This window comes from Paucimonas lemoignei (assembly GCF_004342585.1).
Classification (GTDB): domain Bacteria; phylum Pseudomonadota; class Gammaproteobacteria; order Burkholderiales; family Burkholderiaceae_D; genus Paucimonas; species Paucimonas lemoignei.
This window is the reverse complement of sequence record NZ_SLZQ01000002.1, coordinates 396,385-416,208: the sequence shown is the minus strand read 5'-3', so window position 1 is coordinate 416,208 and position 19,824 is coordinate 396,385. Positions and strand designations below refer to the sequence as shown.

Below are 19,824 nucleotides of genomic sequence, written 5' to 3'. Positions count from 1 at the left end.
GCGCGTTGTGTCAATTCATGGCCGACGCAACTCTGGAACGTCACGTACCGGAATTCAATACCCGAAAAAAAAGCGCTCCGGTTTGGAGCGCTTTTGCCTGAATCGATCAGGAATTATTTTGCCGACATCAGTGCAACGGTGGTGTCCAGCATGCGGTTGGAGAAACCCCACTCGTTGTCGTACCAGGACGAGACCTTCACCAGGCGGCCCGACACCTTGGTCAGGGTGGCGTCGAAGTTGCTCGAAGCCGGGTTGTGATTGAAGTCAACCGATACCAGTTGCTCGGTCTGGTAGGTCAGGATGCCTTTCAGGGCGCCTTCCGAAGCTTCCTTCATGATGGCGTTGACTTCATCAACGGTGGTGTCGCGCTTGGCGATGAAGGACAGGTCAACGATCGACACATTGATGGTCGGCACGCGAATCGCGAAACCGTCCAGCTTGCCGTTCAGTTCCGGCAGCACCAGGCCGACAGCGGCAGCAGCGCCAGTCTTGGTCGGGATCATCGACTGGGTAGCCGAACGGGCGCGGCGCAGATCTTCGTGCATCACGTCGGTCAGCACCTGATCGTTGGTGTAGGCATGCACGGTGGTCATCAGGCCGGTTTCCAGGCCGATCTTTTCATGCAGCGGCTTGACCAGCGGGGCCAGGCAGTTGGTGGTGCAGGAAGCGTTGGAGATGACAGTGTCGGTCGATTTCAGGACGTTCTGGTTGACGCCGAAAACGATGGTGGCGTCGACATCCTTGCCGCCCGGAGCGGAGATGATGACTTTCTTGGCGCCGCCCTTCAGGTGTGCCGAAGCCTTTTCCTTGGTGGTGAAGAAGCCGGTGCACTCCAGCACGACGTCGACATTCAGCTCGCCCCACGGAATTTCAGCAGGGTTACGCTGCGCGAACACGCGGATCTTGTCGCCGTTGACGATCATGAAATCGCCGTCGACCTCCACGGTGCCCGGGAATTTGCCGTGCGCGGTGTCGTAACGGGTCAGGTGCGCGTTCGATTGCGCATTGCCCAGGTCGTTGATGGCAACGATCTGGATATCTTGCTTCTTGCCGCCTTCGTAGAATGCGCGAAGGACGTTGCGGCCGATACGGCCGTAGCCGTTGATTGCGACGCGAATAGTCATGGTTTTCTCCTGAACGTAAATAAGCTGAAATCTTCCCTGTGGATTCTTGCTCTTGCAGTCCTTACTGTGCAGTTACCCGCTTTACCGCAGCCACGACGTTCTCGGTCGTGAAGCCGAAATGCTTGAACAATACGCCAGCCGGCGCGGATTCGCCGAAGGTATCGATGCCGATCACCGCGCCTTCGAGACCAACGTACTTGTACCAGAAACTGGTCACGCCGGCCTCGATGGCCACGCGCGGCACGCCCTTGGTCAAGACGCTCGCCTTATAGGCAGCATCCTGGCGATCGAACACATCGGTCGATGGCATCGACACCACGCGCACCGGCACGCCTTGCTGCGCCAGCTCATCGGCAGCTTTCACGGCCAGTTCGATTTCGGAACCGGTGGCAATCAGGATCGCCTTGGCATTCGGCGCATCCTTCAGCACGTAACCGCCGCGCTTGATGTCGGCAACCTGAGCAGCAGTGCGTTCCTGGTACGGCAGGTTCTGGCGCGAGAAAATCAGGGTGCTCGGGCCATCCTTGCGCTCGACGGCGGATGCCCATGCCACGGCCGACTCGACCGTGTCGCACGGACGCCAGTTGTCCAGGTTCGGAATCAGGCGCAGGCTGGAAACATGCTCCACCGACTGGTGAGTCGGGCCGTCTTCGCCCAGGCCGATCGAATCGTGGGTGAACACGAAAATCGAGCGAGTCTTCATCAGCGCCGCCATGCGCAAGGCATTGCGGCTGTAATCCGAGAAAGTCAGGAAGGTGGCGCCGAACGGGATGTAACCACCGTGCAGGGCAATACCGTTCATCACCGCGCTCATGCCGAATTCGCGCACACCGTAGTTGATATGGTTGCCGGCCTGGTCGGCACGCACGGCGACGCATTCCTTCCAGTTAGTCAGGTTGGAGCCGGTCAGATCGGCCGAGCCGCCGAGGAATTCCGGCAGCACCGGTGCGAATGCCTGGATGGCGTTCTGGCTGGCCTTGCGGGTGGCGATGGTTTCCTTCTTTTCCAGGCAAGCGGCGATGTAGTTGTCGACGGTCTGCTGGAAGTTGGCCGGCAGTTCGCCCTTCAGGCGGCGCGACAGTTCAGCGGCCAGTTGCGGGTGGCGCTCTGCATAAGCCTTGAACAGTGAATTCCATTCTCCTTCGCGCTCGGCGCCGATGGACTTGGCATCCCAGGCGGCGTACACGTCAGCCGGAATTTCAAACGGCGCATGCGGCCAGCCCAGCGCTTCGCGGGTAGCGGCGATTTCCTTGTCACCGAGTGCCGCGCCATGCACCTTGTCGGTGCCTTGCATGTTGGGCGCGCCCTTGCCGATGACGGTCTTGCAGCAGATCAGCGTCGGCTTGTCGGAGCCGCGCGCCTGCGCGATGGCAGCCTCGACGGCAGCAACATCGTGGCCATCGACATTCGGGATGACGTTCCAGTTATAGGATTCAAACCGCTTCGGCGTATCGTCCTGGAACCAGCCGGTGACATGGCCGTCAATCGAGATGCCGTTATCGTCATACAGCACGACCAGCTTGTTCAGGCGCAGCGTGCCGGCCAGCGAGCAGGCTTCGTGCGAAATGCCTTCCATCAGGCAACCGTCGCCGACGAAGACGTAGGTGTGGTGATCGACAACATTGAAGCCAGGCTGGTTGAATTCGGCGGCCAGCAGCTTTTCCGCCAGCGCCATGCCGACGGCATTGGTAATGCCCTGGCCGAGCGGACCAGTGGTGGTCTCGATGCCTGGCGTGATGTGCACTTCCGGGTGGCCCGGGGTCTTGGAGTGCAACTGGCGGAAGTTCTTGATCTCGTCCATCGACAGGTCGTAACCGGAGAGATGCAGCAAGGCGTAGTGCAGCATCGAGCCATGGCCGTTGGACACGACGAAACGGTCACGGTTGCTCCAGCCCGGGTTTGCCGGATTGTGGCGATAATGCTTGGACCACAGCGCAACGGCGATTTCCGCCATCCCCATCGGCATGCCGGGGTGCCCGGAATTGGCTTTTTGAACGGCATCCATTGCCAATGCGCGGATTGCATTGGCCATCTTTGAAGTGGGGAGCGAGGCGGTCATAACGAAGAAACTTTGCTAAATTGAAAAGAGTACGCTGCTTCAGCTAGTAAACTGACTTGCTTTGCGGTTTGCACGGAAGCAAAGCCCAGTATTTTACCAGAGCCTGCTCTTCGTCATTCATTTTGGGATACGATCCAAATCATTAATGTCGGAAACATATTGCCACTGTTCGAAAACGTGAGCTTGACTTTTTTATAAGCACAAGTCAGAACATTCCATTTACAACATAAAAGTCTTGCCCTGCCATGCCGCGTTTTTTTTGCCCACAACCTTTAGCCATTGGACAAGCCGTGAGCTTGCCGGAAACGGTGGCACATCATGCTCATGTCTTGCGCCTCGATGCTGGCGCGCCTATCGTTCTCTTTAACGGAGAAGGCGGGGAATATGCCGCAACCCTGGAAACCATCGAAAAGCGCCGTGCCACGGCAAGAATTACCGCTTTTTCCGATCGCGGGGCGGAACTGGCTATGCCGATCACGCTTGCCCAGGCCTTGTCGGAAGGCGCCAAAATGGACTGGATCATAGAAAAAGCGGTGGAACTGGGCGCCGCTTCCGTGCAACCGCTCGCCGCGCAGCGTTGCGTGGTGCGCCTGGCCGGCGATCGCGCGCAGAAAAAGATGCAGCACTGGCAAGGCATCGCTATCGCCGCCGCCGAGCAATGCGGTCGCAACCGCGTTCCCGGCATCGCCGATATCGCGGATTTTTCAAGCTGGATCGCCAAGTCGCCCGATCAGCCACGCATCCTGCTGAGTCCTCGCGCCGATCTGAGTTTGACGGATTGGGCACGACAGAACCAGCCGCAGGCACTCACATTGATGATCGGCCCGGAAGGCGGCTTCTCCGAAAAGGAGGAAAATGCCGCACTCGAGCGCGGCGCCATTGCCTTATCCATGGGCGCACGCGTACTGCGCACGGAAACGGCCGGCATGGCGGCGCTGGCAGCGCTGAATGCGCTATGGGGAGGAATGTAGCAACCTAGCAATCGGCATTGCCTGGCCAACATTGCGCCTTTTCCATCGAGAACCTATGGAAAAGATTTATAATTCAAGGTTTTGCGGCATTTTTCAATTTTTAGCTTGATGAGAGTATTTCGCGGACTTCCCAATGCCGCATCGCGTGCGCCCTGTGCGCTCACGATCGGCAACTTCGACGGCGTTCATCGCGGCCACCAGACTCTGCTGGCTCACTTGCGCGATGCCGCCGATCGCCTGGGGCTGGATGCCGCGGTGATGACATTTGAACCTCATCCGCGGGAATTTTTCGCGCAACGGACTGGCGGCGCCGTGCAGGCCCCCGCCCGCATCGCCAGCCTGCGTGACAAGTTGCAGTCGCTTGCCGCCCAGGATGTGGACCGCGTCATCGTTGAACACTTCAATGCCCAGTTTGCTTCGTTGGCCCCTGATGAATTCATCGAAAAAATCCTGGTGCAAGGATTGCATGTGAAGTGGCTCATGGTCGGCGAAGATTTCTGTTTCGGCGCCAAACGTGCCGGGTCAGTCGACCATCTGGTTGCGGCGGGACGGCACTATGGCTTTGAGGTCGAATTGCTGCCGGCAGTGACGCACGACGAAGTGCGCATTTCCTCTTCTGCCGTCCGTACCGCGCTGGCTGCGGGCGACTTCAACAGAACAGCGCAGTTGCTGGGACATGCCTACACAATTTCCGGACATGTCGTTCATGGCCAGAAACTTGGCCGCGATCTTGGCTTCCCGACCCTGAACCTGCGCATTGGCCATCGCAACCCTGCCCTCACCGGCATATTTGTCGTGCAGGTGCATGGACTTGAAGCTCAGCCTCTGCCGGCAGTCGCCAGCCTTGGCGTGCGGCCCACTGTGGATGATAGCGGCCGCGTGCTGCTGGAAGCACACGTGCTCGACTATGCCGGCGATTGCTACGGCAAGGTGGTAAAAGTTGAATTCCTCAAGAAGCTGCGCGACGAGGAAAAATACGATGACTTGCCGACTCTGACAGCGGCGATCATGCGCGATGTTGAGAATGCGCGTACCTACTTTCGCCAGACCGGCATGATGGCGGTATCGGCCACCGATCGAATTTGAGCTTCGGCAGCGTAATTTACCGAGGCGGTTTGATGCAGTAATCATCAGACCATGCAAAGAATTTGGGATTTCAGTGAAAAGACGATATGTCCGACAATAAACCGAACAAGCCGGCTGCCAAGCCGCAAAGCAAATACCCGGTCAACATGACCGAGACCGCCTTCCCCATGCGCGGCGACCTCGCCAAGCGCGAGCCGCAATGGGTCAAGCAATGGCAAGAGAAAAAAATCTACGAGCGCATCCGCAAGGCTGCCAAGGGCCGCCCGAAGTTCATCCTGCATGATGGTCCACCGTATGCCAATGGCGATATCCACATCGGCCACGCCGTCAACAAGATCCTGAAGGACATGATCGTCAAGGCCCGCAACATGGCCGGCTTCGACGCGCAATATGTGCCGGGCTGGGATTGCCATGGCATGCCGATCGAAATCCAGATCGAAAAGCAGTACGGCAAGGGTTTGCCCACCGCCGAAGTGCAGGCCAAGTCTCGTGCCTATGCCACCGAGCAGATCGCGCGCCAGAAGCAGGATTTCATCCGCCTGGGCGTGCTGGGCGAGTGGGACAATCCTTACCTGACCATGGCACACGGTAACGAAGCCGATGAATTGCGCGCGCTCGGCGCCATCATGGAAAAAGGTTATGTGTACCGCGGCCTGAAACCGGTGAACTGGTGCTTCGATTGCGGCTCGGCGCTGGCCGAGGCGGAAGTCGAATACCAGGACAAGCGCGACCCGGCCATCGATGTCGGCTTCCCCTTTGCCGAGCCGGAGAAGGTCGCCCAGGCCTTTGGCCTCGACAAGCTGCCGACCGATAAAGGCTACGCCATCATCTGGACCACCACGCCGTGGACCATCCCCGCCAACCAGGCGCTCAACATGCACCCGGAATTCACGTATGCGCTGGTGCAGGTCGAGCGTAATGGCGAGGCGCAGTTGCTGATCCTGGCGCAGGACCTGGTCGAGCAATGCCTGCAGCGCTATGGGCTGCAAGGCAATGTCATCGCCACCGCCAAGGGCGAGGCGCTGTCGCTCGTCAATTTCAAGCACCCCTTTGCGGATGCCGACGCCGGTTACAAGCGTTTCTCGCCGGTATACCTTAGCGACTACGTCACGCTCGACACCGGCACCGGCATCGTCCACTCCGCGCCCGCCTACGGCGTGGACGACTTCAACTCGTGCAAGGCGCACGGCATGAAGGATGACGATATCCTCAAACCTGTCATGGGCGACGGCAAATACGCCTCCTGGCTGCCCTTCTTTGCCGGCATGACGATCTGGGAAGCATCGAAACCAATCTGCGGCAAGCTGGAAGAAGTCGGCTCGCTGTTCAAGCTGGTGATGTTCGACCACAGCTATATGCACTGCTGGCGTCATAAAACGCCGATCATCTACCGCGCCACCTCGCAATGGTTCGCCGGCATGGATGTGAAGCCCAAGAGTGGCGGCGCGACCCTGCGTGAAACCGCGCTGGCCGGCATCGAGAAAACCGCATTTTATCCAGGCTGGGGCAAGGCGCGCCTGCACGGCATGATCGCCAACCGTCCCGACTGGACCTTGTCGCGCCAGCGCCAGTGGGGCGTGCCGATGGCCTTCTTCGTGCACAAGGAAAGCGGCGAACTGCATCCGCGCACGCCCGAGTTACTGGAAGAAGTCGCCAAGCGCATCGAGCAGCACGGCATCGAAGCCTGGCAGGCGCTCGATCCGGCTGAACTGCTCGGCGCCGACGCCGCCAGCTATGTCAAGAACCAGGACACGCTGGACGTCTGGTTCGATTCCGGCACCACGCACTACACCGTCCTGCGCGGCTCGCATAAAGACCAGCTGCAATTCCCAGCCGATCTCTACCTGGAAGGCTCGGACCAGCATCGCGGCTGGTTCCACTCGTCGCTGCTGACTGCCTCCATGATCGACGGTCAGCCGCCTTACAAGGCACTGCTGACGCACGGCTTCGTGGTCGATGGTGAAGGCAAGAAAATGTCCAAGTCCAAGGGTAACGTGGTGGCACCGCAGAAGGTTTCCGACACGCTGGGCGCGGAAATCCTGCGCCTGTGGGTCGCCTCGACCGATTACTCGGGCGAGCTGTCGATCTCCGACGAGATCCTCAAGCGCGTGGTGGAAAGCTACCGCCGCATCCGCAATACCCTGCGCTTCCTGCTGGCCAACACCTCCGACTTCGATCCGGCGAAAGATGCCGTGCCGACCGCCGAACTGCTGGAAATCGACCGCTACGCCATCGCCCGCATGGCGCAGCTGCAGGCCGAGATCACCCAGCATTACGATGCGTATGAATTCCACCCGGTGGTCGCCAAGCTGCAGATGTACTGCTCGGAAGACCTCGGCGGCTTCTATCTCGATATCCTGAAGGACCGTCTCTACACGGGTGGCACGACCTCGCCGGCACGCCGCTCGGCACAGACCGCGATCTGGCACATCACCCAGTCGCTGTTGCGCCTGATGTCGCCGATCCTGTCCTTCACCGTCGAAGAAGCCTGGCCGATCTTCGCCGGCGAGAAAGCCTATGCCGCCAGCGATGAGACCATCTTCACGCAAACCTGGCATGAACTGCCGGCAGTGTCGGATGCCCCGGCGTTGCTGGACAAGTATGCGCAATTGCTCTCACTGCGTGCCGACGTCACCAAACAGCTCGAAGAAGTGCGCATGGCCGGCGGCATCGGCTCGTCGCTGCAAGCCGAAATCGAGATCAAGGCTGCGGGCGACAAGTACAAGCTGCTCTCCAGCCTCGACGACGACCTCAAGTTCATCTTGATCACCTCGCAAGCAAAAGTGACGCAGGTCGCGGACGCAGCCAAGGAAGCGGTGATCGTCACGCCGTCGACACAGCAGAAGTGCGAGCGCTGCTGGCACTATCGCGCCGACGTCGGTGCTCATGCAGAGCATCCTGGCCTGTGCGGACGCTGCGTTGCCAATCTGTTTGGCGCCGGCGAAAAGCGCAAATTTGCTTAAAGCTTAAAAGGACGAAGAATATGGCGAAAAATCGCGCGATTTCCGCAAGCGGCGGCAATGCTCTCCTGCCCTGGCTGGGCATTGCCGTCATCGTTCTGCTGCTGGACCAGCTTACCAAGATCACTATCCTCAAGCTGTTCTCGTATGGTCAATCCATGCCGGTCACCTCTTTCTTCAATCTGGTGCTGGTATATAACAAGGGGGCCGCGTTCAGCTTCCTTGCGGCGCAGGGCGGATGGCAGCGCTGGTTATTTACCGCTCTCGGCATCGGTGCTGCGATATTCATCGTGTATCTGCTCAAGCGTCATTCGGCCCAGCGGATGTTTTGCTGGGCGCTGGCGCTGATCCTTGGCGGCGCCGTCGGCAACGTGATTGACCGCGTCGCCTACGGTCACGTAATCGATTTTCTCGATTTCCACATCGGCAACTGGCACTGGCCCGCTTTCAATGTGGCGGATAGCGCCATTTGCATCGGCGCCGTGCTGTTCGTGCTGGATGAACTGCGCCGCGTGAAGAAATAAATTCAGGGAGAAGCGCATGGAACTCGCCGGTAAAAAGATTCTCCTTGGCCTGTCGGGCGGTGTGGCCTGCTACAAGGCAGCTGAGCTCGCTCGCCTGCTGGGCAAGGCCGGCGCTTCCGTGCAGGTGGCGATGACGGATGCGGCGACGCATTTCATTACCACCGTGACCATGCAGGCGCTGACCGGCAAGCCGGTGTTCACCGACCAATGGGATGGCCGCATCGCCAACAACATGGCGCACATCGACCTCACTCGCGAAGCCGACGCCATCCTGATCGCCCCCTGTTCCGCCGACTTCATCTTCAAGCTGGCGCACGGCGCCTGCGACGACTTGCTCTCCACTCTTTGCCTGGCGCGCCCCTCGCATTTGCCACTGATGGTGGCGCCGGCAATGAACGTCGAAATGTGGCAAAACCCGGCGACACAACGCAATGTCGTGCGCCTGAAGGAAGACGGCATCCTGGTATTCGGCCCGGACGCCGGTGCGCAAGCCTGCGGTGAAACCGGCATGGGCCGCATGCTGGAACCGGAAAGCCTGCTGGAAGAAGTGATTGCCGTCTTCCAGCCCAAGCTCTTGCAAGGCAAGAGCGTGTTGATCACCGCTGGCCCGACTTTCGAACCCATCGACCCGGTGCGCGGCATCACCAATCTCTCTTCTGGCAAGATGGGATTTGCCATCGCCCGCGCTGCGCGGGAAGCCGGCGCGCAAGTCACGCTTATCGCCGGTCCCACCGCCTTGCCCACGCCTTACGGCGTTAGCCGTCTCGACGTGCAGTCCGCGCAACAGATGCATGAGGCAGTGCTGGCACAGGTCAAGGCGCAGGATGTCTTCGTCGCCGTGGCTGCCGTCGCTGACTGGCGCGTCGTCGGCGCCAGCGAGCAAAAACTGAAGAAGGATGCCAGCGGCACGCCACCGCAACTGCGCCTCGAACCGAACCCGGATATTCTTGCCACGGTGGCGGCGCTGGCTGACCGTCCCTATTGCGTCGGATTTGCCGCCGAATCCGAAAATCTTGCCCAGTATGGCGAAGCAAAGCGCCAGCGCAAGAACGTGCCGCTATTGGTCGGCAACATCGGCCACCAGACGTTCGGCAAAGACGATAACGAGCTCATCCTGTTCGAAGAGAATGGGCAAACCGTGCTGCCACGCGCCAGCAAGCAGCAACTGGCCCGCCAGCTGATTGCGGCAATTGCACGGCGAATCTGATCGTTGATGCACCATCCCGGGCCGGCTGCCTGGCCACCCGCTTCACGCGGGCAGACAGCCGGCATAAATTAGTCTTTAAAGCGAGTTTTCATGAAATCCATAGACGTCAAAATTCTCGACCCGCGCATGAAAGACCAGATGCCGGCCTATGCCACTACTGGCAGTGCCGGGCTTGACCTGCGCGCCTGCATCGATGCGCCGCTGACGTTAAAGCCTGGCGAAACCCAGCTGATTCCGACCGGCCTGGCCATCCATATCGGCAATCCGGGCTATGCGGCCATGATCCTGCCGCGTTCCGGGCTCGGCCACAAGCATGGCATCGTCCTTGGCAACCTGGTCGGCCTGATCGACTCCGATTACCAGGGTCAGTTGATGGTATCGACCTGGAACCGCGGCCAGAGCGAATTTGTGCTCAACCCCATGGAACGCCTCGCCCAACTGGTGATCGTCCCGGTGCTCCAGGTCGGCTTCAATATCGTCGAAGAATTCGAAAGCAGCGAACGCGGTGCCGGCGGTTTCGGCAGCACCGGCAAACACTGAAAGGAATTTTCATGACCGAATGTAACCCTCGAAAAGCTCGCGGCCGCACGGCTTCCCGCCTTGCGGCCTTGCTGCTGCCGGCAGCCTTGCTTGCCGCTTGCGCCACGCCGCCGCAGCCGACGGTACTGCCAACACCCACCATGGGCAAAGAGTCGACGTCGCAGGGAATGACACAGCAACAAACCTTGCTGGCAACGGCAGCGGCGCAAAATCGCATCGACCGCGTAGCCGCACCGCTGCTGGTCAATAACGCCCCCTTGTGCAAGACATACGCGCGCAAGCTGCTTGGCTTTTCAGCCAAAAACAAATATTCGTATTCGGCCGAATTGGCCGACGTCGTGCAAAAGACCTTTGGCTATGACGAACGTCTCCAGGTCAACAGCATCCTGGCTGGCAGTGGCGCCGAGCGCGTTGGCATACGCCGTGGCGACATTCTTATCGCTGCCGAAGACAAGCCGTTCGTTCCTGGCGAGGATGCCGAGCGCCAGGCTGCCGCCGTGCTCGCGCCGCTGGTACGCAACCGTTCTCTCGTCAAGCTGACCGTCGACCGCAAGGAAGGCCAGACCTCGCTGGTCGTGCCGCTGACGACCGCCTGCGCCTTCAGCATCGACCTGGGCAACGCCGACCATGTCAACGCCTACGCCGACGGCCGCCGCGTCGTCATCACCCGCGGCCTGCTGGACTACGCGCGTTCCGACCAGGAGCTCGCCTATGTGATCGCGCGCGAAATGGCACACAACATTCTTGGCCACCCTACCAAGCAGCGCATGGTCGCCACCATGGGCGGCATTATCGACAATCTGATTCGATTCAATCCCGACCTTGAAACCATGACTGGCCGCTCCGGCGTCACGCCGTATCCGCCAGAGCTCGATGCCGAAGCAGATCGGCTTGGCCTGTACCTCGCCGCACGCGCAGGTTACGACATCACCTACGCACCGACATTCTGGCGCACCTTTGCCGAACGCTACCCGGCGTCGGTCGCGAATGGCTATGCCGCCATTCATCCAGGCATCGATTCTCGCCTCGTCGCTATTGAAAAGGCGACGACCGAAATCCGCGCCAAACAGGCTGCAAAGCGTGGTCTGATTCCCTGAGCTGCTCGCGAAGCTTGACTCGTAAAAAAAGCCCCATTTGCATGGGGCTTTTTTAATTCCATCTCCACAAAAAAAGCCCGGCTCTCATTGCATGAGCCGGGCTCTCGCCTGTGCCATTGCAGAGCCTGTCGGTCCTGCAATGGCTGTTGGTTGGCTTAGTTGCTTTAGTCGACTTCGGCAGCTTCCTGCGGTGTCGACGGCGGCGGGATATCGCCTTCCGCGAATTCCAGCTTGATCTGGTTTTCGTCGTCCAGCTCCACCGTCACCCTGCCGCCGGATACCAGTCGACCGAACAGCAGCTCGTCTGCCAGCGCCTTCCTGATCATGTCCTGGATCAGGCGGGACATCGGACGCGCACCCATGAGCGGATCGAAGCCTTTTTGAGCCAGGAAGCGGCGCAGCTTTTCGGAGAAGATCGCATCGACCTTCTTCTCGTGCAATTGCTCTTCCAGCTGCATGAGGAACTTGTCCACCACGCGCAGGATGATTTCTTCGTCCAGCGCCTTGAAGCTGATCACCGCATCCAGACGGTTGCGGAATTCCGGCGTGAACATGCGCTTGATGTCGCCCATCTCGTCGCCCGGCGCGCGCTGTTCCGTGAAGCCGATGGTGCGCTTCTGCAGGCTCTCGGCGCCCGCATTCGTCGTCATGATGATGATGACATTGCGGAAGTCCGCCTTCCGGCCGTTATTGTCGGTCAGCGTGCCGTGGTCCATCACCTGCAGCAGGATATTGAAGATATCCGGATGCGCCTTTTCGATCTCATCGAGCAGCAGCACCGCATGCGGCTTCTTGGTGATCGCCTCGGTCAGCAAACCACCCTGGTCGAATCCGACGTAGCCCGGTGGCGCACCGATGAGGCGCGACACCGCGTGGCGCTCCATGTATTCCGACATGTCGAAGCGGATCAGGTCGATGCCCAGGATGAAGGCCAACTGCTTGGCAACTTCCGTCTTGCCCACGCCGGTCGGACCGGAGAACAGGAAGGAGCCGATCGGCTTGTCGGTCTTGCCGAGGCCCGCGCGTGCCATCTTGATGGCTGACGCCAGCGCTTCGATTGCCGGATCCTGACCAAACACGACGTTCTTCAGGTCGCGGTCGATAGTCTGCAGCTTGGTGCGGTCGTCCTGGTTGACGGTCTGCGCCGGGATGCGCGCGATCTTGGCGATGATGTCCTCGATCTCGGCCTTGCCGATGGTCTTCTTCTGCTTCGACTTCGGCAGGATGCGCTGAGCCGCGCCAGCCTCGTCGATCACATCGATGGCCTTGTCGGGTAGATGACGGTCGTTGATGAAGCGTGCCGCCAGCTCGGCTGCGGTGGTCAACGCCGAAGCCGAATACTTGATGCCGTGATGCTCTTCGAAGCGCGACTTCAGGCCGCGCAGGATCTGCACGGTCTGCTCGACCGTCGGCTCGTTGACATCGATCTTCTGGAAGCGCCGTGACAACGCGTGATCCTTCTCGAATACGCCACGGTATTCGGTGAAGGTAGTCGCGCCGATGCACTTGAGCTGGCCGCTCGACAGAGCGGGCTTGAGCAGGTTGGAAGCATCCAGCGTGCCGCCCGAAGCCGCGCCCGCGCCGATGATCGTATGGATCTCGTCGATAAACAGGATGCCGTTCGGGTTTTCCTTCAGCTGCTTCAAGACCGCCTTCAGGCGCTGCTCGAAATCGCCGCGATACTTGGTGCCGGCCAACAGCGCGCCCATGTCGAGCGCGTACACGACTGCATTCTGCAATACTTCCGGCACATCGCCCTGGGTGATGCGCCATGCCAGGCCTTCGGCGATCGCGGTCTTGCCGACGCCGGCTTCGCCTACCAGCAAGGGATTATTCTTGCGGCGACGGCACAGCGTCTGAATGACACGTTCGACTTCCTGTTCGCGGCCGATCAACGGATCGATCTTGCCTTCGGCAGCAGCCTTGTTGAGGTTCTGGGTGAATTGCTCCAGCGGGCTTTCCTTGCCCTGGCCTTCCACCTGCGCATCTTCCGTTCCCTCAGGCGACTTCTGCGCGTCGGACTGCTGATCCTTGCGCACGCCGTGGGAAATGAAATTCACCACATCCAGGCGCGTGACGCCCTGCTGGTGCAAGTAATACACCGCATGCGAATCCTTCTCGCCAAAGATGGCCACCAGCACGTTGGCGCCCGTGACTTCCTTCTTGCCGTTGGAAGCGGACTGCACGTGCATGATGGCGCGCTGGATCACGCGCTGGAAACCCAGGGTCGGCTGGGTATCCACTTCGCTCGTGCCCGGCACGGTGGGTGTGTTGTCGCTGATGAAGTTTGTCAGCGTTTTGCGCAGGTCTTCGATGTTGACGGCGCAGGCGCGCAGCACCTCCGCAGCCGACGGGTTGTCCAGCAACGCCAGCAGCAAGTGCTCGACGGTGATGAATTCATGTCGAGCCTGGCGCGCCTCGACAAAGGCCATATGCAAACTAACTTCAAGTTCCTGCGCAATCATGCTTCCTCCATCACGCATTGCAGGGGGTGTCCTGCTTTCCTAGCGTGGGTTAATACCAACTCGACTTTAGTGGACGCGATATCCTTAGGATACACGCCGCACATCCCTTTTCCATCGCGATGCACCTTGAGCATAATTTGCGTGGCAGTTTCACGGTCCTTATTGAAATACTCCTGAAGAATCGCCACCACGAATTCCATCGGGGTGTAATCGTCATTCAATAATAATACTTGGTACATGGGGGGCGGTTTGAGCTTTTGCTCCTGCCGTGCCAGTACCGTCCCGTTGTCGTCATGCTTAGTTGCCATGCGTCTATTCTAATGCTTTCATTAAGGTGCGCAACGCTCGAAAATAATTCCGGCTTTCGTTTTTAACGATATTACGCCCTTTCTTGATAGTGCGCAGATGGCGCCGGATTAGAGTAAAACAAGGCCAATTTGTTGCGATCGCGCATAAACCATTTATTTCCCTGGTTGCTAGGCCTTGACTTTAGCTTTTTTTCCTAGAACAATGGACAACGTTGGCAGGGATGAAAGTTGCAGACTTGCTAATACGAAGTGAGCAGGTTTGAAGAGGGGGCAGCTTTGCGCGAGCCTTCTTGCTTTTACGGCTCGTGTGATTAGTTCAATTTGAAAGACGCTTTTTATGGCAACTGGTACTGTTAAGTGGTTTAACGATTCCAAAGGTTTCGGTTTTATCACTCCGGACGATGGTGGCGAAGATCTGTTCGCGCACTTCTCCGCAATTCAGATGAACGGCTTCAAGACCCTGAAAGAAGGTCAAAAAGTCGCGTTTGAAGTCACGCAAGGCCCCAAAGGCAAGCAAGCTTCCAACATTCAAAACGCCTGATTACAGTCAGGTGTTTTAAGAAAAACCCCGCTACCGCGGGGTTTTTTGTTTTTTACACGAATCTAACGGCGCACCGAGCGGTGCGCCGCTTTTATATCAGGCACCTACGGTCTGCAGCGCCGAGTTGAACGTCGTACTCGGGCGCATGACTGCCTTCAACTTGGCGTCGTCAACTTTGTAATAGCCGCCGATGTCGACCGGCTTGCCCTGGACTTCGATCAGCTCGGCAACGATTTTCTGCTCGTTGTCGGCCAGCGCCTTCGCCAGCGGCGCAAAGTAAGCGCCAAGTTCAGCGTCCTCCTGCTGTGCTGCCAATTCCTGGGCCCAGTACATGGACAGGTAAAACTGGCTGCCACGGTTGTCGAGCTCACCGGTCTTGGGGGAAGGCGACTTGCGATTGTCCAGCAGCTTGCCGGTCGCCGCATCCAGCGTCTTGGCCAGGAGTTTGGCCCTGGCGTTGCCGGTCTTGATGCCCAGATCTTCCAGGCTTGCCGTCAGTGCGAGGAATTCACCCAGCGAATCCCAGCGGAGATGGTTTTCTTCAACCAGCTGCTGCACGTGCTTCGGAGCCGAGCCGCCGGCGCCGGTTTCGTACATGCCGCCGCCAGCCATCAGCGGAACGATGGACAACATCTTCGCGCTGGTGCCCAACTCGAGGATCGGGAACAAGTCAGTCAGGTAGTCGCGCAGGATATTGCCGGTAACCGAAATGGTGTCGAGGCCACGCATCACGCGTTCGAGCGTGTAGCGCATGGCACGCACCTGCGACATGATCTGGATATCCAGTCCGGTCGTATCGTGATCCTTCAGGTAAGTCTTGACCTTCTTGATCAGCTCATTCTCATGCGGACGGTAGGAATCGAGCCAGAACACGGCTGGCATGCCCGAGTTGCGGGCGCGCGTGACGGCCAGCTTGACCCAGTCGCGGATCGGTGCATCCTTGACCTGGCACATGCGCCAGATGTCGCCCTGCTCGACATTCTGCGTCAGCAGCACTTCGCCGGTAGCCAGATCGGTGATGTTGGCCACGCCGTCTTCCGGAATCTCGAACGTCTTGTCGTGCGAACCATATTCTTCCGCCTGTTGCGCCATCAGGCCCACGTTGGGCACGGTGCCCATCGTGCGCGGGTCGAATGCACCATGCCATTTGCAAAAGTTGATGATTTCCTGATAGATACGTGCGAATGTACTCTCCGGCATCACCGCCTTGACTTCTTTCAGGCGGCCGTCGGCGCCGTACATCTTGCCACCGGCACGGATCATGGCCGGCATCGAGGCATCGACGATGACGTCGCTGGGCGAATGGAAGTTCGTGATGCCCTTGGACGAATCGACCATCGCCAGTTCCGGACGATTCTCATGGCAAGCATGGAGGTCGCGCATGATCTCTTCGCGCTGCGAATCGGGCAGCTTGGCAATCTTGTTGTACAGATCGACCATGCCATTGTTGACGTTCACGCCAAGGCTATCTAACAGCGCGCCGTGCTTCTTGAACGCGTCCTTGTAGAAAATCTTTACGCAGTGGCCAAAGACGATCGGGTGGGACACCTTCATCATGGTGGCCTTGACGTGCAGCGAGAACAGCACGTTGGACTTGCGCGCGTCTTCGATCTGGCGCTCGTAGAAGTCGCACAGCGCCTTGACGCTCATGAACATCGAGTCGATGATTTCGCCAGCCTGCAGGGAAACCTTGGGTTTCAGGATCAGTGTCTTGCCGCTCTTGGTGATGAGTTCCATCTTCACGTCACGTGAGCGGTCCAGGGTCATCGATTTTTCACCGTGGTAAAAATCGCCGCCATGCATGTGCGACACGTGGGTGCGCGAAGCCTGCGCCCATTCGCCCATCGAATGCGGATTCTTGCGGGCGTATTCCTTTACTGCGCGCGGCGCACGGCGATCGGAGTTACCTTCACGCAGAACCGGGTTAACGGAAGAGCCGACACACTTGGCATAGCGTGCCCTGATTTCCTTTTCCTCATCGTTTTTCGGATCAGCCGGATAATCCGGAATCTTGTAGCCCTTGCCCTGGAGTTCCTTGATCGCTGCCAGGAGCTGCGGCATCGATGCGCTGATATTGGGCAGCTTGATGATGTTGGCGTCCGGATCGAGCGTCTTCTTGCCTAATTCAGCGAGCGTGTCGGGCACGCGCTGCTCCGGCGCCAGGTATTCGGGAAAGTTGCCCAGAATGCGCGCCGCGACCGAAATGTCGCTCTGTTCAATGCGAATGCCAGCCGGCTTGGTGAAGGTGCTGATAATTGGCAGAAATGAATAAGTTGCCAGCAAGGGCGCTTCGTCGGTTAACGTATAGATAATGGTCGGGTCGCTGCTCATGTGCTCTTTCCTTGGCTTTCGGGAAATTTTTTGGAATTCGTAATCTGAAAGTTCTCGCCTGTTCAGGCGAGGGTCAACGCATTACTCTTGCTCTTCTACATCTCTTAAGAGAGAAGGAGGGACAGGGCATGTGTGCGGTGAAATCAGGTCTTATATAAGACATAAGACGAACACCATATTATGCATCAGCCTTTCACATTATGCAAATGAATGAAGGCCATAGATCCTCATCTTCGTCACCCAAAAGCGGACGAGATGTAGACGTTTGATGGGTCAGGCGACGACACTGACTTTTGAGCTTGGCGCCTGCCCCCCTCATCGTTGCCGAAGCTAAGGGAATTTCAGCTTACTCCATAAAAAAACCGGGCACTAGGGCCCGGTTGCCTTGGTGCTCCAAGGATGAATTACATATTTTCGATCATGACCTCGCCAAAGCCCGAGCATGATACTTGTGTCGCGCCTTCCATCAGACGGGCGAAGTCATAGGTGACTCGCTTCGATGCAATGGATTTTTCCATCGAACTGATGATCAGGTCAGCCGCTTCGTTCCAGCCCATGTGACGCAGCATCATTTCCGCCGAAAGGATCAGCGAACCTGGATTGACGTAATCCTTGCCTGCATATTTCGGTGCAGTGCCGTGGGTCGCTTCGAACATCGCTACCGAATCCGACATGTTGGCGCCCGGCGCAATACCGATGCCGCCGACTTGCGCAGCCAGGGCGTCGGAAATGTAGTCGCCGTTCAGATTCAGTGTCGCGATCACGCTGTATTCGTTCGGGCGCAGCAGGATTTGCTGCAGGAAAGCGTCGGCAATCGAATCCTTGACGATGATTTCCCTGCCGGTCTTCGGATTCTTGAACTTGCACCATGGGCCGCCATCGATCAGCTCGGCGCCGAATTCGCGCTGCGCCAAGGCATAGCCCCAGTCACGGAAGCCGCCTTCGGTGTACTTCATGATATTGCCCTTGTGGACAATGGTCACCGACGGCTTGTCATTGTCGATCGCGTACTGGATCGCCTTGCGCACCAGGCGCTCGGTGCCTTCACGCGAGACCGGCTTGATGCCGATGCCCGAGGAGCCCGGGAAACGGATCTTCTTGACGCCCATTTCCTTGGTCAGGAATTCGATCACCTTCTTGGCGCCGTCGGAGCCTTCGGCCCATTCGATACCGGCATAGATGTCTTCGGAGTTTTCACGGAAGATCACCATGTCGGTCTTTTCCGGCTCGCGCAGCGGCGAGGGAACGCCCTTGAAGTAGCGTACCGGGCGCAGGCAGACGTACAGGTCGAGTTCCTGACGCAGCGCCACGTTCAGCGAACGGATGCCGCCACCAACCGGAGTAGTCAGGGGACCCTTGATCGATACGACGTAATCCTTCAGGACCTGCAGAGTTTCATCCGGCAGCCAGACGTCCGGGCCATAGACCTTGGTCGATTTTTCGCCGGCATAGATCTCCATCCAGCTGATCTTGCGCTTGCCGCCATAGGCTTTGGCAACGGCAGCATCGACCACCTTGATCATGACCGGGCTGATATCCACGCCGGTACCGTCACCCTCGATGTAGGGAATGATCGGGTTTTCAGGAACGTTCAGGGAAAAGTCGGAATTAACGCTGATCTTTTTGCCGTCAGTAGGCTCTTTAATATGTTGAAACATCTTGGTCTCCAGGTGGAAGGAGGAAGTGGCCGGGTGTCTTTTCTTCAACCGCCGGTTCGGAATCTCATGCCAGCCTCATACTTAACATATGTAACGCACGAGGCAAATATTTCATGTTATGCACTAAAATTTCACTTTGTGCCATATTGTGGCAATAATTTGGAATACTGACAAGCGCCAGCAACCCTGCAGACCATCCGGTTCCACTTGAGCCAGGGCTGTAAAATCATACGCGCGGTCCGCACACCCTTCCCGTCCAGGATCAACATGCCGCTCATTCTTTTCAATAAGCCGTTTCAAGTCATGTGCCAGTTTTCTCCGCACCCGGAGAGACCCACGCTGGCGGACTATCTATCGATTCCCGGCATTTATCCCGCAGGGCGGCTGGATGCCGATAGCGAGGGGCTTGTTCTGTTGACCGACGACGGCAAGCTTCAGCATGACCTGAGCCACCCGGCGCGCAAGCAACCCAAGACCTATATCGTTCAAGTCGAAGGTTGCCCCGATACCGCTCAACTGGAGCGTTTGTCCGGGCCGCTGGATCTGGGCGATTTCATTACCCGCCCCTGCCAGGCCCGGCGCATTCTCGAGCCGGAGTGGGTGTGGCCGCGCAATCCGCCGATCCGCCAACGAGCCAATAGCCCTACAAGCTGGCTCGCCATTACCTTGACCGAAGGTAAAAACCGCCAGGTCCGCCGCATGACCGCAGCGGTCGGCCTTCCTACCCTGCGGCTGATCCGGATCGCGATTGGCCCCTTTGCACTGGAAACCCACCCGCTTTTGCCGGGGGAGTGGAGCGAAGTCAGCCAGGAAGAATTGGTTAAATAAGTGGATCAAGCATTTTTGCCAATCCAGTCTGCCCGGCATATGCCTCGGCTGGGCATGGAATCGCAACAGTCAATTCACTCGACGAAAATAATTTGAATCGCCAGGCAATCTTGTCAACCGGATGC

At 58.5% G+C, this 19,824-nt stretch carries 15 protein-coding genes; 9 read left to right on the top strand and 6 right to left on the bottom strand.

Annotation, left to right across the window (positions count from 1 at the left end; translation table 11 throughout):
• Positions 1-113 precede the first annotated feature (113 nt).
• On the bottom strand, positions 114-1,124 hold the full coding sequence (gene gap / locus EDC30_RS05195) for a type I glyceraldehyde-3-phosphate dehydrogenase (protein ID WP_132257715.1): 1,011 nt from the start codon (positions 1,122-1,124) through the stop codon (positions 114-116).
• A gap of 61 nt (positions 1,125-1,185) precedes the next feature.
• On the bottom strand, positions 1,186-3,183 hold the full coding sequence (gene tkt, locus EDC30_RS05190; RefSeq protein ID WP_132257714.1) for a transketolase: 1,998 nt from the start codon (positions 3,181-3,183) through the stop codon (positions 1,186-1,188).
• Positions 3,184-3,428: 245 nt separating this feature from the next.
• On the opposite strand from tkt, the gene EDC30_RS05185 reads away from it, so the two are divergent.
• From EDC30_RS05185 to EDC30_RS05155, 7 genes are all read left to right on the top strand, one after another.
• On the top strand, positions 3,429-4,154 hold the full coding sequence (locus EDC30_RS05185) for a 16S rRNA (uracil(1498)-N(3))-methyltransferase (protein ID WP_132257713.1): 726 nt from the start codon (positions 3,429-3,431) through the stop codon (positions 4,152-4,154).
• 108 nt (positions 4,155-4,262) lie between these two features.
• Positions 4,263-5,240: a bifunctional riboflavin kinase/FAD synthetase gene (locus tag EDC30_RS05180; protein WP_132257712.1), complete on the top strand. Its 978-nt coding sequence runs from the start codon at positions 4,263-4,265 to the stop codon at positions 5,238-5,240.
• An 86-nt stretch (positions 5,241-5,326) separates the two neighbouring features.
• Positions 5,327-8,203: an isoleucine--tRNA ligase gene (gene ileS / locus EDC30_RS05175; RefSeq protein WP_132257711.1), complete on the top strand. Its 2,877-nt coding sequence runs from the start codon at positions 5,327-5,329 to the stop codon at positions 8,201-8,203.
• Between the two features lie 20 nt (positions 8,204-8,223).
• The gene (gene lspA, locus EDC30_RS05170) at positions 8,224-8,724 is read left to right on the top strand and encodes a signal peptidase II (RefSeq protein ID WP_132257710.1); all 501 of its coding nucleotides are present in this window, start codon (positions 8,224-8,226) and stop codon (positions 8,722-8,724) included.
• Between the two features lie 16 nt (positions 8,725-8,740).
• Positions 8,741-9,931: a bifunctional phosphopantothenoylcysteine decarboxylase/phosphopantothenate--cysteine ligase CoaBC gene (gene coaBC / locus EDC30_RS05165; RefSeq protein WP_132257709.1), complete on the top strand. Its 1,191-nt coding sequence runs from the start codon at positions 8,741-8,743 to the stop codon at positions 9,929-9,931.
• 90 nt (positions 9,932-10,021) lie between these two features.
• A complete protein-coding gene (gene dut / locus EDC30_RS05160; RefSeq protein ID WP_132257708.1) occupies positions 10,022-10,471 on the top strand; it encodes a dUTP diphosphatase in 450 nt (149 codons plus the stop codon).
• A gap of 11 nt (positions 10,472-10,482) precedes the next feature.
• A complete protein-coding gene (locus EDC30_RS05155; RefSeq protein ID WP_132257707.1) occupies positions 10,483-11,568 on the top strand; it encodes a M48 family metallopeptidase in 1,086 nt (361 codons plus the stop codon).
• Between the two features lie 164 nt (positions 11,569-11,732).
• Here the strand turns inward: EDC30_RS05155 and clpA are convergent, their stop codons facing one another.
• Both clpA and clpS read right to left on the bottom strand, forming a co-directional pair.
• Complete coding sequence (clpA, locus tag EDC30_RS05150; RefSeq protein WP_132257706.1) at positions 11,733-14,033, bottom strand: ATP-dependent Clp protease ATP-binding subunit ClpA; 2,301 nt, start codon at positions 14,031-14,033, stop codon at positions 11,733-11,735.
• Positions 14,030-14,341 carry an ATP-dependent Clp protease adapter ClpS gene (gene clpS, locus EDC30_RS05145; protein WP_132257705.1) on the bottom strand — a complete coding sequence of 104 codons (312 nt, stop codon included), beginning with the start codon at positions 14,339-14,341 and terminating at the stop codon, positions 14,030-14,032. The genes clpA and clpS overlap by 4 nt, the downstream gene beginning before the upstream one ends.
• A gap of 337 nt (positions 14,342-14,678) precedes the next feature.
• Between clpS and EDC30_RS05140 the strand changes: the two genes are divergently transcribed.
• Positions 14,679-14,882 (top strand): cold-shock protein, encoded by a 204-nt coding sequence (locus EDC30_RS05140; RefSeq protein WP_132257704.1) that lies wholly within the window; start codon positions 14,679-14,681, stop codon positions 14,880-14,882.
• 96 nt (positions 14,883-14,978) lie between these two features.
• Here EDC30_RS05140 and EDC30_RS05135 read toward each other — a convergent pair whose 3' ends face one another.
• Both EDC30_RS05135 and icd read right to left on the bottom strand, forming a co-directional pair.
• The gene (locus EDC30_RS05135; RefSeq protein ID WP_132257703.1) at positions 14,979-17,213 is read right to left on the bottom strand and encodes an NADP-dependent isocitrate dehydrogenase; all 2,235 of its coding nucleotides are present in this window, start codon (positions 17,211-17,213) and stop codon (positions 14,979-14,981) included.
• A gap of 404 nt (positions 17,214-17,617) precedes the next feature.
• Entirely contained in the window at positions 17,618-18,871 is a 1,254-nt protein-coding gene (gene icd, locus EDC30_RS05130) for an NADP-dependent isocitrate dehydrogenase (protein WP_132257702.1), read from the bottom strand.
• Positions 18,872-19,138: 267 nt separating this feature from the next.
• Between icd and EDC30_RS05125 the strand changes: the two genes are divergently transcribed.
• Positions 19,139-19,699, top strand: a complete 561-nt coding sequence (locus EDC30_RS05125; protein WP_132257701.1) for a pseudouridine synthase — start codon at positions 19,139-19,141, stop codon at positions 19,697-19,699.
• Positions 19,700-19,824: the final 125 nt, after the last annotated feature.